Source organism: Methylobacterium bullatum (assembly GCF_014845095.1).
In the GTDB taxonomy this organism is placed as follows: Bacteria; Pseudomonadota; Alphaproteobacteria; order Rhizobiales; family Beijerinckiaceae; genus Methylobacterium; species Methylobacterium bullatum.
Window position 1 is genome coordinate 1 of the sequence record NZ_NKUG01000099.1, and the last position, 12,754, is coordinate 12,754.

Annotated in this window: 14 protein-coding genes; 11 read left to right on the forward strand and 3 right to left on the reverse strand. The window is 69.2% G+C overall.

What is annotated here, in order from left to right; all coding sequences use genetic code 11:
* The 8 genes from MBTS_RS14900 to MBTS_RS14935 form a co-directional block, all read left to right on the forward strand.
* Window positions 1-2,425 (forward strand): valine--tRNA ligase (locus MBTS_RS14900; RefSeq protein ID WP_192215939.1); only part of this gene is annotated, 2,425 nt, incomplete at its 5' end.
* Window positions 2,422-3,144, forward strand: a complete 723-nt coding sequence (locus MBTS_RS14905) for a DUF2459 domain-containing protein (RefSeq protein ID WP_192215940.1) — start codon at window positions 2,422-2,424, stop codon at window positions 3,142-3,144. The genes MBTS_RS14900 and MBTS_RS14905, both read left to right, overlap by 4 nt.
* A 93-nt stretch (window positions 3,145-3,237) precedes the next feature.
* A complete protein-coding gene (locus MBTS_RS14910; RefSeq protein ID WP_056141832.1) occupies window positions 3,238-4,779 on the forward strand; it encodes a Do family serine endopeptidase in 1,542 nt (513 codons plus the stop codon).
* A gap of 244 nt (window positions 4,780-5,023) precedes the next feature.
* Window positions 5,024-5,497, forward strand: coding sequence for a hypothetical protein (locus MBTS_RS14915; RefSeq protein WP_056141829.1), 474 nt, complete (start codon window positions 5,024-5,026; stop codon window positions 5,495-5,497).
* 42 nt (window positions 5,498-5,539) lie between these two features.
* Window positions 5,540-6,085 (forward strand): hypothetical protein, encoded by a 546-nt coding sequence (locus tag MBTS_RS14920; RefSeq protein WP_056141826.1) that lies wholly within the window; start codon window positions 5,540-5,542, stop codon window positions 6,083-6,085.
* Window positions 6,086-6,095: 10 nt separating this feature from the next.
* Window positions 6,096-6,953: a 3-deoxy-8-phosphooctulonate synthase gene (gene kdsA, locus MBTS_RS14925; protein WP_192215941.1), complete on the forward strand. Its 858-nt coding sequence runs from the start codon at window positions 6,096-6,098 to the stop codon at window positions 6,951-6,953.
* 104 nt (window positions 6,954-7,057) lie between these two features.
* Window positions 7,058-7,396 (forward strand): hypothetical protein, encoded by a 339-nt coding sequence (locus MBTS_RS14930; RefSeq protein WP_192215942.1) that lies wholly within the window; start codon window positions 7,058-7,060, stop codon window positions 7,394-7,396.
* Between the two features lie 153 nt (window positions 7,397-7,549).
* The gene (locus MBTS_RS14935; RefSeq protein WP_147833050.1) at window positions 7,550-8,068 is read left to right on the forward strand and encodes a hypothetical protein; all 519 of its coding nucleotides are present in this window, start codon (window positions 7,550-7,552) and stop codon (window positions 8,066-8,068) included.
* Between the two features lie 24 nt (window positions 8,069-8,092).
* On the opposite strand, the gene queF is transcribed toward MBTS_RS14935, so the two are convergent.
* Complete coding sequence (gene queF, locus MBTS_RS14940; RefSeq protein ID WP_018043795.1) at window positions 8,093-8,560, reverse strand: preQ(1) synthase; 468 nt, start codon at window positions 8,558-8,560, stop codon at window positions 8,093-8,095.
* Between the two features lie 353 nt (window positions 8,561-8,913).
* Between queF and eno the strand changes: the two genes are divergently transcribed.
* The 3 genes from eno (at window position 8,914) to MBTS_RS14955 (ending at window position 11,551) form a co-directional block, all read left to right on the forward strand.
* The gene (gene eno / locus MBTS_RS14945) at window positions 8,914-10,203 is read left to right on the forward strand and encodes a phosphopyruvate hydratase (RefSeq protein WP_018043794.1); all 1,290 of its coding nucleotides are present in this window, start codon (window positions 8,914-8,916) and stop codon (window positions 10,201-10,203) included.
* 164 nt (window positions 10,204-10,367) lie between these two features.
* Window positions 10,368-10,784, forward strand: coding sequence for a thiol-disulfide oxidoreductase DCC family protein (locus MBTS_RS14950; protein ID WP_018043793.1), 417 nt, complete (start codon window positions 10,368-10,370; stop codon window positions 10,782-10,784).
* Window positions 10,785-10,894: 110 nt separating this feature from the next.
* Window positions 10,895-11,551, forward strand: a complete 657-nt coding sequence (locus MBTS_RS14955) for a DUF1345 domain-containing protein (protein ID WP_147833049.1) — start codon at window positions 10,895-10,897, stop codon at window positions 11,549-11,551.
* Window positions 11,552-11,565: 14 nt separating this feature from the next.
* Here MBTS_RS14955 and MBTS_RS14960 read toward each other — a convergent pair whose 3' ends face one another.
* Together MBTS_RS14960 and MBTS_RS23535 are read right to left on the reverse strand one after the other, a co-directional pair.
* The gene (locus tag MBTS_RS14960) at window positions 11,566-12,447 is read right to left on the reverse strand and encodes a WecB/TagA/CpsF family glycosyltransferase (protein ID WP_147833048.1); all 882 of its coding nucleotides are present in this window, start codon (window positions 12,445-12,447) and stop codon (window positions 11,566-11,568) included.
* Window positions 12,444-12,754 (reverse strand): hypothetical protein (locus MBTS_RS23535; protein WP_210322812.1); only part of this gene is annotated, 311 nt, incomplete at its 5' end. The genes MBTS_RS14960 and MBTS_RS23535, both read right to left, overlap by 4 nt.

The following is a 12,754-nucleotide window of genomic DNA, read 5'->3' on the forward strand; positions in this document are numbered from 1 at the left end:
CCGGCGCGAGCTCGGCCGCGAGGCCTTCGTCGAGAAGGTCTGGGCATGGAAAGCGGAGTCCGGCGGGGCCATCGTCAACCAGCTGAAGCGCCTGGGCGCCTCCTGCGACTGGACGCGCGAGCGCTTCACCATGGGCCTGTCCGGCCAGCCCGACGACCAGATGGTCCGGGCCGTGACGAAAACGTTCGTCGATCTCCACGCGCAGGGGCTGATCTACCGCGACAAGCGGCTCGTGAACTGGGATCCGAAGTTCCAGACCGCGATCTCGGATCTCGAAGTGCTGCAGGTCGAGGTGAAGGGCCATCTCTGGCACTTCGATTATCCGATCGTCGACGAGGCCGGAAACGAGACCGGCGCGGTCATCACGGTGGCCACCACCCGGCCCGAGACCATGCTGGGCGACACGGCGGTGGCGGTCCATCCGGACGACGAGCGCTACACCCATCTCGTCGGCAAGCACGTGCGGCTGCCGCTGGTCGGCCGCCTCATCCCCATCGTCGCCGACACCTATTCGGACCCGGAGAAGGGCACGGGTGCCGTCAAGATCACGCCCGCGCACGACTTCAACGATTTCGAGGTGGGCAAGCGGGCCGGCTGCACGCCGATTAACATCCTGGATCCGGAAGCGCGCATAACCCTCGACGGGAACGCGGCTTTCCTGAAGGACTCGAACCCGGAGCCGGAGGCCCTGGCCCTGCACGGCCTCGACCGGTTCGAGGCGAGGAAGCGCGTCGTCGCCCTGATGGAAGCGCGCGAGCGGCTGCGGCTCACCGAGCCCAACACCCATGCGGTGCCGCATGGCGACCGTTCGAACGTCGTCATCGAGCCCTACCTCACCGACCAATGGTACGTGAACGTGAAGCCCCTGGCCGAGCGCGCCCTCCAGGCGGTGCGCGACGGGCAGACCAGGTTCGTTCCGGAGAATTACGAGCGGACCTTCTTCCAGTGGCTGGAGAACATCGAGCCGTGGTGCATCTCGCGCCAGCTCTGGTGGGGCCACCAGATCCCGGTCTGGTACGACGACGAGGGCGGCATCTTCGTGGCCTCCGGCGAGGTCGAGGCGCAGGCACAGGCCGATGCGAAGCACGGACGCGCCGTTGCTCTGCGCCGTGACGAGGATGTCCTCGACACGTGGTTCTCCTCCGCCCTGTGGCCGTTCTCGACGCTGGGCTGGCCCGATGCGACGCCGGAGCTCGACCGCTACTATCCCACCGACACCCTGGTCACCGGCAAGGACATCATCTTCTTCTGGGTCGCCCGGATGATGATGCTCGGCCTCCACGTCACCGACCGGGTGCCGTTCGCCACGGTCTATCTCCACACCCTGGTGCGCGACGCGTCGGGCGCCAAGATGTCGAAGTCGAAGGGCAACGTCGTCGATCCCCTCGGCCTCATCGACCAGTACGGCGCCGATGCCCTCCGTTTCACCCTGGCCGCCATGGCCGCGCAGGGCAGGGACATCAAACTCGCGGTGAACCGCGTCGAGGGCTACCGCAACTTCGCGACCAAGCTCTGGAACGCCTCGCGCTTCGCCGAGATGAACGGCTGCGTGCTCCGCGCCGATTACCGCCCGGAAGACGCCACCGAGACCCTGAACCGCTGGGCCCTGGGCGAGGCCGCGCGCGCCGTGGCCGAGGTGACGGCGGCACTCGACGCCTATCGCTTCAACGATGCGGCGGCGGCCGCCTACCGCTTCGTCTGGAACATCTTTTGTGATTGGTATCTCGAACTGGCCAAGCCGGTGCTTCAGGGCGAGAGCGTGGAAGCCGGCCTCAAGGCCGAGACGCAGGCCACGGTGGCGTTCCTGATCGACCAGATCGCCAAGCTGCTGCACCCGTTCATGCCGTTCCTCACCGAGGAGCTCTGGGCGATCAAGGGCGAGGGCATCGCCGAGCGTGGGCTCCTGGCGCTGGCGCCCTGGCCCGACCTGTCGGGGCTGGCGGATGCTCGGGCCGAAGCCGAGATCGGCTGGGTGGTGGACCTCGTCTCCGAGATCCGCTCCGCCCGCTCGGAGACCAATGTGCCGGCCGGCGCCCAGATTCCCCTGGTCATCGTCGGCGCCGACGAAGCCCTGCGGGCGCGGGCAACGCAGTGGCAGGACACGCTCCTGCGCCTCGCCCGCCTGTCGGACATCTCCTTCGCCGAGACCGCGCCGAAGAACGCGGTCCAGCTGCTGGTGCGCGGCTCGGTGGCGGCGCTGCCCCTGGAGGGCATCGTCGACCTCAAGGCCGAGGTCGCCCGCCTGAACAAGGAGGCGGTGAAGGCGGCCTCCGAAATCGGGAAGATCGAGGCCAAGCTCGGCAACGCCGATTTCCTCGCCCGCGCGCCCGACGAGGTGGTGGACGAGCAGCGCGAGCGCCGCGACGCGGAAGCCGCACGTCTGGAAAAGATCCGGGAAGCCCTGGCGCGGTTGTCCGACGCGTGATCCTGCGCCGGCTGGGCCAGGGCCTCGCCGGCCTGTTGGCCCTCCTCGTCCTCGCCGCGATCGTCACGGCGAGGCCCGGCGACCCCGCTCTCTATCCCGCCCCCGACGACGACTCAGAGAAAATCGAACTCGTCAGCCACGGCTGGCATTCGGGTCTCGTGATCCCGCGCGAGGCCCTCACCGGGGAGGGCGCCGGCACGGCTTTGCGGAGCATCGCCACCCGCTTCCGGGCCTATCCGGGGATCGAGTTCGGCTGGGGCGAGGCCCGCTTCTACCGGGCGACGCCGACCCTGGCTCAGTTCGACCTGCGCCTCGCCCTCGAAGCCCTGTTCACCCCCGGCGGCCGCGAGGGCGTCGTCCAGGTGGTGGGCCTCGAAGACGATACCCGCACGAGCTTCCCGCATTCGGATATCGTCCCCATCCGGGTCTCGAAGGCCGGCCTCGCCCGTCTGCTCGCCCGCCTCGACGCGAGCTTCCGCCTCGCCGACAACCTCCCCATCGAGGGCGGCCCCGGCCTCTACGGGCCGAGCCTGTTCTACGAAGGGCAGGGCCGCTTCAGCGCCGCCAACGTCTGCAACCACTGGGCCGCCCGCCTCCTCCACGCCGCCGGCCTGCCGATCACGCCGGTCCTCGACACGCACCCGGCGGGATTGCTGCTGGATCTGAGATGGCGGGCGGGGGTGAGTGTGCTCCCGGCTCCCAACCTGTCCAAACCGTAATCTCGGCGACACGGGCGGGTCAGGCTGAGGTCTCTACACAGTGGGTCATGGCCCCGCTCAGCGGGGACACGACCTTTCCGGAGAGCCCAGTCCATGATCTCGTCCACCTCTCGCCTGCGCCGCAACGCCCTCGCCTCCGTCGCCGCCATCGCCCTGGTGGCGACCGGCGCGGCCGGCGTCGGCCTGACCCAGCCCTCCACCCCGGCCTATGCCCAGGCACTGTCGAAGAATCCCATCGACGTGCCGGACCATCCGCCCGGCTCCTTCGCCAGCGTGGTCGACAAGGTGAAGCCCGGCGTGGTCGCCGTGAAGGTGAAGCTCGACGACAGCGCCGGCATGGACGACGATGACGGCCCCGGGCAGGGCCAGGGCCAGCAGGTTCCGCCGCAGCTGCGCGAGTTCTTCAAGCGCTTCGGCCAGGGCGGCCCGGGGCAGGGCCAGGGCCAGGGCTTCGGCGGTCCCTCGCCCAAGCGTCAGGGCCAGCGCGGCGCCATGGGCTCGGGCTTCATCATCTCGGCCGACGGCTACGTCGTCACCAACAACCACGTGGTCGACAAGGCCAAGACCGTGCAGGTCACGCTCGACGACAACCGCACCCTCGACGCCAAGGTCATCGGCAAGGACCCGAAGACCGACCTCGCGCTGCTCAAGATCACCGAAGGTGGCACTTTCCCCTATGTCTCGCTGGGCAAGACCGCGCCCCGCGTCGGCGATTGGGTGGTGGCCATCGGCAACCCGTTCGGCCTCGGCGGCACGGTGACCGCCGGCATCGTCTCGGCCCGTGGCCGCGACATCGGCGCCGGCCCCTATGACGACTTCCTCCAGATCGACGCGCCCATCAACAAGGGCAATTCCGGCGGCCCGACCTTCAATGTCGGCGGCGAGGTGGTGGGCGTGAACACCGCCATCGCCTCCCCCTCGGGCGGCAGCGTGGGTCTCGCTTTCGCGATTCCCGCCGAGACCGTGCAGGCGGTGGTCGATCAGCTCCGAGCGGACGGCAAGGTGGCCCGCGGCTATCTGGGCGTCCAGGTCCAGCCGGTGACGAAGGACATCGCCGACGGCCTCGGCCTCGACAAGGCCAAGGGCGCCCTCGTGGACCACGCCGAACCCGGCACACCGGCGGCCAAGGCCGGCCTCAAATCCGGCGACGTGATCGAATCGGTCAACGGCGCGTCGGTGAACGATGCCCGCGAATTGTCCCGCCGCATCGCCGGCCTGAAGCCCGGCGCCAAGGTGGAGCTCGCCTATCTGCGGGCTGGCAAGTCCGACACCGCCACGGTTGAGCTCGGCGCCCTGCCGAACGACCCGAAGGCGGGCAACGACAACCGCAGCAGCTCGACGAGCGACGGCCAGCCGCGCCTGGGCCTCAGCCTCGCCCCGGCCGCGCAGGTCGGTGCCGGCGACGAGGGCGTCGCGGTGATGGATGTCGACCCCGACGGCCCCGCCGCGGCCAAGGGCATCGAGCAGGGCGACATCATCCTCGATGTGGCCGGCTCCAGCGTCTCGAAGCCCTCGGAGATCGCCGAGCGCATCAAGGCGGCCGAGGCCAGCGGCCGCAAGGCGGTGCTGATGCGGGTCAAGAGCACCAAGGGCGTGACCCGCTTCGTCGCCGTGGCCCTCAACAAGGCCGGCTGAACACCCGCTCGGCGGCCCGACGGTGACAAGTCCGGCCGCCTCGCAGACGACCTTTCCATCAGCGCCGGCCCGTTCGTTCGGGCCGGCGCTTCGCGTGACGGCATCCAAGGCCGACGGGACCGAATCTTGCTTCGAGCGCCGGGGTGCCTTCGCGCACGCCGAGGCCGGATCCTGTCGCAATCCAGAGACATGACGGAGCGAGGCTGCGGGTCTCCTGATGCGAGCACGGAGGGGGGAGAATCCGATGCAGGTTCTGAAGCGGATGTTGATGGCCGGCCTGCCGCTTGCGGCCCTCGCCTCGACGATGGCGGCGACAGGGCCTGCCCGCGCCAAGTCCGTGGCGGCGAAACCGGTCTGGGCCACGGGCACCTTCGTCTTCGCGGATCTCTGCACGGCGACCGAGAGCGGCGAGCGGGCAGGGCGGCGGATCACGCTCAGGCGCTCTCCCACCGGCGACGTCCTGGTCTACGAGACCGCATCCCAGTCGGCGCAGGCCGAGAGCCTCACCCTCGACGACGACACCAAGACCTTATCGTTCTTGGTCGGCGGCGAACGGGGCCATGTCGCGTTCCGTGGAACGCTGGCGACGGATGCGCTGGTGGGCACGGTGGAAGACGAGACGGGCGCCTATCCGTTACGACTGCGCCGGGTCCTCCGCTCGCACGCCCACGAGGCCTGTCCCCCGGATGTGACGGGATCGATCGGAACGCGACGCTGAGATCGTTGGGCTCGAGCGGCGGCCTGCTTTAGGATCGGGCCCATGAAAGCCCGATCCCTCCCATCCATCGCCTGCCTCCTGACCGCCATCCTCCTGTCCTCGGCACCGGATCCGGCGAGGGCGACGGAATCCTGCGACCGGCTCACCGCGCGGATGATCCGGGCCACCGGGGCGTCGCTCGCCGGGCGCGAGGCGTCGCTTGCCGTGTTCCGCGCCGAGGATGCCGATCGCATGAGCCTCGATTGCCGGGCGCCGGCGCGGATGGCGTTCGGGTCGCGCGACCATGAGCCGGCCGGCGCCTATTTCGTCCTGATCGGGCTGGCGGCGGAAGGGCTGACCGGCGCGAAGGCCGGCATGGTCGAGATCCTGGCCCGCACGCTTCATCGGGATTCCCGCCTCACGGGAATGCCGCAGGCGGGACGGGCAGGGAATGCGGCCCTGCGATGCGAGACGAGCGGGCAGGGGCTCGCCGACGCGCTCGGCCTTGGCGGCCCGGCGCCGGACATCACGCGCTGCATGCTCACCCGGCATCGTCGGGCGGTCCTTCGCCGTCGCGCCGGCCTTTTCGACGGGGCCCAGTCGGGCTAGACCGGGCGCCATGTCTGAACCCGCTCGCTCACCCGCCGGTCCCGTCGTGATGGCGGGGTCCACCGCCTTCGCCAACCATCTGCCCTTCGCGCTCATCGCCGGCCCGTGCCAGCTCGAGAGCCGCGACCACGCCATCGAGATCGCCGACGCGCTCAAGGGCATGACCGACCGCCTCGGGATCGGCCTCGTGTTCAAGGGCTCGTTCGACAAGGCCAACCGGACCTCGGGCTCCACCGCGCGCGGTCTCGGCCTCGCCGGGGCGCTGCCGATCTTCGCCGAGATCAAGGAGCGCTTCGGTCTTCCCGTCCTCACCGACGTCCATGAGGTGGCCCAGTGCGCGCCGGCGGCGGAGGTCATCGACATCCTCCAGATCCCGGCCTTCCTGTGCCGGCAGACCGACCTGCTCCTGGCGGCCGCCGCCACGGGCCGCGTGGTGAACGTGAAGAAGGGCCAGTTCCTCGCCCCCTGGGACATGGCTCATGTCGCCGCCAAGGTGACGAATGCCGGCAACCCGAACGTCATCGTCACCGAGCGCGGCGCCTCCTTCGGCTACAATACGCTGGTCTCCGACATGCGCAGCCTGCCGATCATGGCACAGGTCACGCACGGTGCCCCCGTCGTGTTCGACGCGACCCATTCGGTGCAGCAGCCGGGCGGGCAGGGTGCCACCTCCGGCGGGCAGCGCGAGTTCGTGGCGGTGCTGGCCCGCGCCGCCGTGGCGGTGGGGGTCGCCGGCCTGTTCATCGAGACCCATCCCGATCCGGATCATGCTCCGTCGGACGGCCCCAACATGGTTCCTCTCCGGGCGATGCCGGCGTTACTGGAGACCTTGCAGGCTTTCGATCGCCTGGCGAAGTCCAGCCGCTGACCGAGACTCGTCACCCGGACTCGTTCGTACGGCCATGACAATGGAACCAACCCGTCTTCGTCCCGTTGTCATCACTTGAATGTGACAACGATTTGAGGAGCCCCATGCGCAAGTTCGCACTGATCACGGCCGTTACCCTTTCCCTCGGCGCCATGGCTGCCGGAACGGCGGCGGAAGCCCGCCCCGGACACGGTCATGGCTATGGTCGCGGCGGCCATGGTGGTTACGCCCACGGTGGCTACGGCCATCGCGGTTATGGCAACCGCGGTTACGCCTACGGTGGTGGCCATCGTCGTGGCATCGGAACCGGTGCCGCCGTCGGCCTGGGCATCGCGGGCCTGGCAGCCGGCGCCATCGCGGCCGGAGCCGCGCGGGATTCCTATTACAACAACGGTTATGGCCGCCCGGCTTATGGTCGGCCCGCCTACGGCTACGGCTACTGAGCCGACACACCCGAAACCTCGTGCGAGAAGGGCGGCCGGTTTTTACCGGCCGTCTTTTTTTGTGTTCCGATCCCGGCCGCATGGCCGGGTGGTTGCGGGATGGGCCGCACGGTTGCATGGAGGCCCCGTTTCGAACAGGTGGGGACCCGCGCAATGCCGATCATCGCAGCCGTCTTCGGCGCCCTCGTCGCCGGACTGGTCTATTGGATCAAGTACGGCAACGGGATGGAGCATATCGACAACGCAGTGCGAGACTGGCGCGGCACCCGCCGCCGGATGGCGAGCGAACGGCAGATCCGCTCCGCACCCCTGCGCTCCCTCCGCCATCCCGCCGATGCGGCCGGCGTCCTGATGGAAATGGTCGCCCGTCTCCGTGGCGTACCGACGCCCGAGCAGGAGGCCGTCATCACGGCGCAGATGCGCGGCATCGTGGAGGCCGGGGACGACCTCGATGCCCGGATGGTGTTCGTCCGCCACGCCGCCGCGCAGGCTCCCGATACGACGCTGGCCATCAAGGTCCTGGCGCCAATCCTGCACGATGCCCTGAGTTTCGCGGAGCGAGACCATTTCGCCGACATGCTCCGGACGGTCGCGGAGGTCCATCAAGGTCCCATCGAGGCACAGGAACGCCTGATCGACGAGATCGTCCGCGCCGTCGCCGAAGATCGGTGAGGCAGGATGCGGCTTCGCCGAGGCTCAGCCGCGGCCGCGATAGGGCGCGATCCCCTGGTCCGGCAGCCAGATGGCTTTCGGCGGCTCGCCGGTCTGCCAGAACACGTCGATGGGGATGCCGCCGCGCGCGTTCCAGTAGCCGCCGATGCGGAAGTACCGGGGCTTGAGCAGGTCGACGAGGGTGAGGCCGATGCCCACGGTGCAATCCTCGTGGAAGGCGCCGTGATTGCGGAACGCGCCGAGATAGAGCTTCAGCGATTTCGATTCCACGAGCCAGAGGTCGGGCACGTAGTCGATCATCAGGATGCCGAAATCGGGCTGGCCGGTGACCGGGCAGATCGAGGTGAATTCCGGCGCGGTGAAACGCGCCAGGTAATCGGTCTTGGGATGCGGATTCGGCACCCGGTCCAGGCGCGCCGCCTCCGGAGAGGCGGGCAGGGGGGTGGCCTGGCCGAGTTGCAGGCCGTCGGAGGAGGGGGGCGGGCTGGTCATGTCCGCCGCTATAGCGCACCGGTCGCGGCAAGGGAACGTGTCGGCTCGATTCCCCGTATGAAATCAAGGGCGTAGACGCGGCCGGCGAAGTCCGGCCCTTCGCCCGCCGCAGGCCTCGCGGGATGGCCCGAACGGACCGCTTGAGAAATTCTCGCGCGCTCCGCAAAGATTTGTCACGGTCCCAAGCCCTCCGCGCACAGGGGGACGCTTGCCGGAGGCGGCGTGTTGACGGATAAGCCTGCCCTGGATCAGACCGGTTCCGCTGGCTCATCCCTCGGTTGAGGGGTTCCTGCGGGATCATGACGGCTCGGGCGAGCGCCCGCCGCACCACATCTTGAGAGCTAGGGGCACGCATGACCGCGATCACCAACATCGCCGCCCGCGAGATCCTCGACAGCCGGGGCAACCCGACCATCGAGGTGGACGTCCTGCTGGAGGACGGCTCCTTCGGCCGCGCCGCCGTGCCGTCCGGCGCCTCCACCGGCGCCCACGAGGCGATGGAGCTGCGCGACGGCGACAAGGGACGCTACGGCGGCAAGGGCGTGCGCAAGGCGGTGGCCGCGGTCCGCGGCGACATCCTCGACGCCATCGGCGGCATGGATGCCGAGGACCAGATCGCCGTCGACGAGGCGATGATCGAGCTCGACGGCACCCCCAACAAGGCGCGGCTGGGCGCCAACGCCATCCTCGGCGTCTCGCTCGCCGTGGCCAAGGCCGCCGCCGAGACCGCCGGCCTGCCGCTCTACCGCTACGTCGGCGGAACCCAGGGGCGGGTGCTGCCGGTGCCGATGATGAACATCATCAACGGCGGCGCGCATGCCGACAACCCGATCGACTTCCAGGAATTCATGATCATGCCGGTGGGCGCCTCCTCGCTCGCCGAGGCGGTGCGCATGGGCGCCGAGGTGTTCCACACCCTCAAGGGCGCGCTCAAGAAGGCCGGCCACAACACCAATGTCGGCGACGAGGGCGGTTTCGCCCCCAACCTCCCCTCGGCCGAGGCCGGGCTCGACTTCGTGATGGAATCGATCCAGGCGGCCGGCTTCAAGCCCGGCACCGACATCGTGCTGGCGCTGGACTGCGCCGCCACGGAGTTCTTCAAGGACGGCGCCTACCATTACGAGGGCGAGGGCCAGACCCGCTCGATCGAGGCCCAGGTCGATTACCTCGCCAAGCTCGTGGATTCCTACCCGATCCTGTCCATCGAGGACGGCATGTCCGAGGACGACTGGGCCGGCTGGAAGCTCCTGACCGAGAAGGTCGGCAACCGCTGCCAGCTCGTGGGCGACGACCTGTTCGTCACCAACGTCACCCGCCTGTCGCGCGGCATCGCGGAGAACACCGCCAACTCGATCCTGGTGAAGGTCAACCAGATCGGCACCCTCACCGAGACGCTGGCCGCCGTCGATATGGCGCAGCGCGCCGGCTACACCGCCGTGATGTCGCATCGTTCGGGCGAGACCGAGGATTCCACCATCGCGGATCTCGCCGTCGCCACCAATTGCGGACAGATCAAGACCGGCTCGCTCGCCCGCTCGGACAGATTGGCCAAGTACAACCAGCTCATCCGCATCGAGGAAGGCCTCGGCGCGCAGGGTCGCTACGCCGGCAAGGCCGCGCTCAAGGCCTTCGCCGCCCGCTGACCCGCGGGGGGCGTCCCGAAACACGGGTGCCTCTCCGACATCACATCGAAAGACGGCCACACCTCCGCTTCCATCGAGGCTGTGGCCGTTTCGCGTGTATCGGCGTTGTCCCCGGACACGGTCTCCCTCTCTGGAGCCGATGATGAGGGACGGTACCGCCCACCATGACCCCACCCGCCGCACTGACCGTCTATTACGACGGGGCCTGTCCGCTCTGTTCCGCCGAGATCCGGACCTACCGGCGTAGCCGCGGGGCCGAACGCCTCGCCTTCGTCGACGTCAGCGGCGACGACGCCCCCGCCACGCTCGGCCCCGATCTCAGCCGCGAAGCCGCGCGGGCGCGTTTCCACGTCCGGGACGATCAGGGCCGCCTCGCCTCCGGGGCGTCGGGCTTCATCCGGCTCTGGCGCGAGTTGCCCGGCTGGGGCTGGCTCGCGACCCTCGCGAGTCTGCCCGGCATGCCGATCCTGGCCGAGGCCGCCTATCGCGGGTTCCTGCCCCTGCGCCCTCATCTCGCCAGGCTGTTCTCCCGCTTCTCGGGGACCTCCTGCGACACCGCCTGCCGCCCACCCAAGGCGTGATACCGGGCCATCCGCCGGGTCCCAGTGAGCGCACCTCTTCTCACGGGGATGCGATGACCGCTCGGCGCGATCCGGCGTTATAGCCGGGGGCCGGAGCGCGAGGCCCATCGATGCAGAACCCCTTCCAGGCCTTCCTGCTGCGCCCGCGGCTTCTCGGGGCGATCGTGTTCGCGGTGGTGCTGTCGGTGGCCCTGCCCTTCGCCTCGATCTGGACGCGCCTCCTCGTCGGCTGGTGCGTCGGCGTCGTCGTCTACACCGCCCTGGTGATCTGGCGGACCTCGTCCCTGTCGCAGGACTCCCTGCGCCGGGAGGCCTCGCAGCTCGACGACAGCGCTCCGGTGATCTCGCTCTTCGCCATCCTGGCAGGGCTCGCGAGTTGCGGCGCCGTGGCGATGCTGGTGATCGGAGGGCGGGAGCCGGATGCGCCGCGCCTCGCCCACTTCACCCTGGCGGTCATGACGATGCTCTGCGCCTGGGTCTTCGTGCAGGTGATCTTCACCGTGCATTACACTCACCTCTACTACGGCGAGGTCGAGACGGGCCGGCACCGCGGCGGCTTGGATTTTCCGGGGAACGAGGATCCGGATTTCTGGGACTTCCTCTACTTCTCCGTCACCATCGGGGCGACGTCGCAGACCTCGGATACCGACATCACCAGCAAGACCTTCCGCCGGATCGTGACGGCACAGACCGTCTACGCCTACCTGTTCAACACCAGCGTCCTGGCCCTGGCGGTGAACATGGCCGCAGGCTTCGCGCAGCATTGAGCGCGGAGGAGGGGTCAGGCTCCCTTCGCCCGTCTCCCGACGAGATCGTCCTTCTCGGGCTCCGCCAGCACCATCGCCTCGCCGGTCTTGCCCTCGCCTTGCCGCGCGCGCCGACGGTCGCCGCTGCGCGTGAGCATGAGATAGAGGGAGTGGGGATTGGTAAGACAGTATCGCCAGAACAGGCGCCGGGGTTCCTGCACCAGCCGCCAGAGCCATTCGAACCCGACCCGCTGGACCCAGGACGGTGCCCGGCTGCGGCTTCCGGAGAGGAAATTGAACAGGCCGCCCGAGGTCTTGATCAGGGCGACGTTGCGCAGGAGCGGACCGTGATCCCGCACGAAGGCCTGCTCGCGCGGTACCCCCAGGGCGATCCAGAGAATGTCCGGCGCCAGGGCGTCGATCTCCGCGATCTTGTCCGTCAGCGCGTCGCCCGCGAGGTAGCCGTGGTGATGACCGACGATGCGCAGCGCCGGATACAGGCGCTGCGTCGTCGCCACCGCCGCGCGGTTCTCGTCCTCCGTGGCGCCGTAGAGATAGAAGGTCAGGCCCTCCGCGGCGGCCTTGCGGGCGACCTCGTGATAGAGGTCGGTGGTGGCGACCCGCACGGGCAGGGCCCGGTCGCCGACGACGCGTGACAGCGTCACCATCGGCTGTCCGTCGGCACTGATGAGATCGGCCATGTCCACCAGCCGCGCGAACTCGGCATCCCGTGCGTGCCGCGACATCACCTCACCGTTGGCCGAGGTGAAATAGAGGGGCGTTCCGGGTCTCGGATGGAGGCGCACGGCCTCGGCCATCCTATCCACGGTCTCCTGCATTCCCAGAGCCGCGATCGACATCCCGCCGAGAAAGGTCACGGGAACCTGCCCGAGGACCGCCCGGGACGGCGTCGTCATCGTCCCCCTCCCACCAGCGCAGCGGCGCCCGAAACGCTGAACGATGTGGTCGAGGCGCGCTTCCCCGCGGGACGCTTGGCCGAGGCGGGATTGTCGAACGACGGTGTCACGGCCTGTTCCGGTTCGTGGGGCGGCTTGAGTTCGGCGCGGGATTCGGGCTCGGGACGGATATGGGATCTGACCGGACGTGCCGGCTCCGCTCGCGCTACGGGTTCGACGGCCGGCTTGCTATCCGCCTCCTTCACTCCGCCGCGAAAGAAGGCCATGGGGGATCGCCGGGGTGTGGGGAGATCGGCCGCGCGGAAGG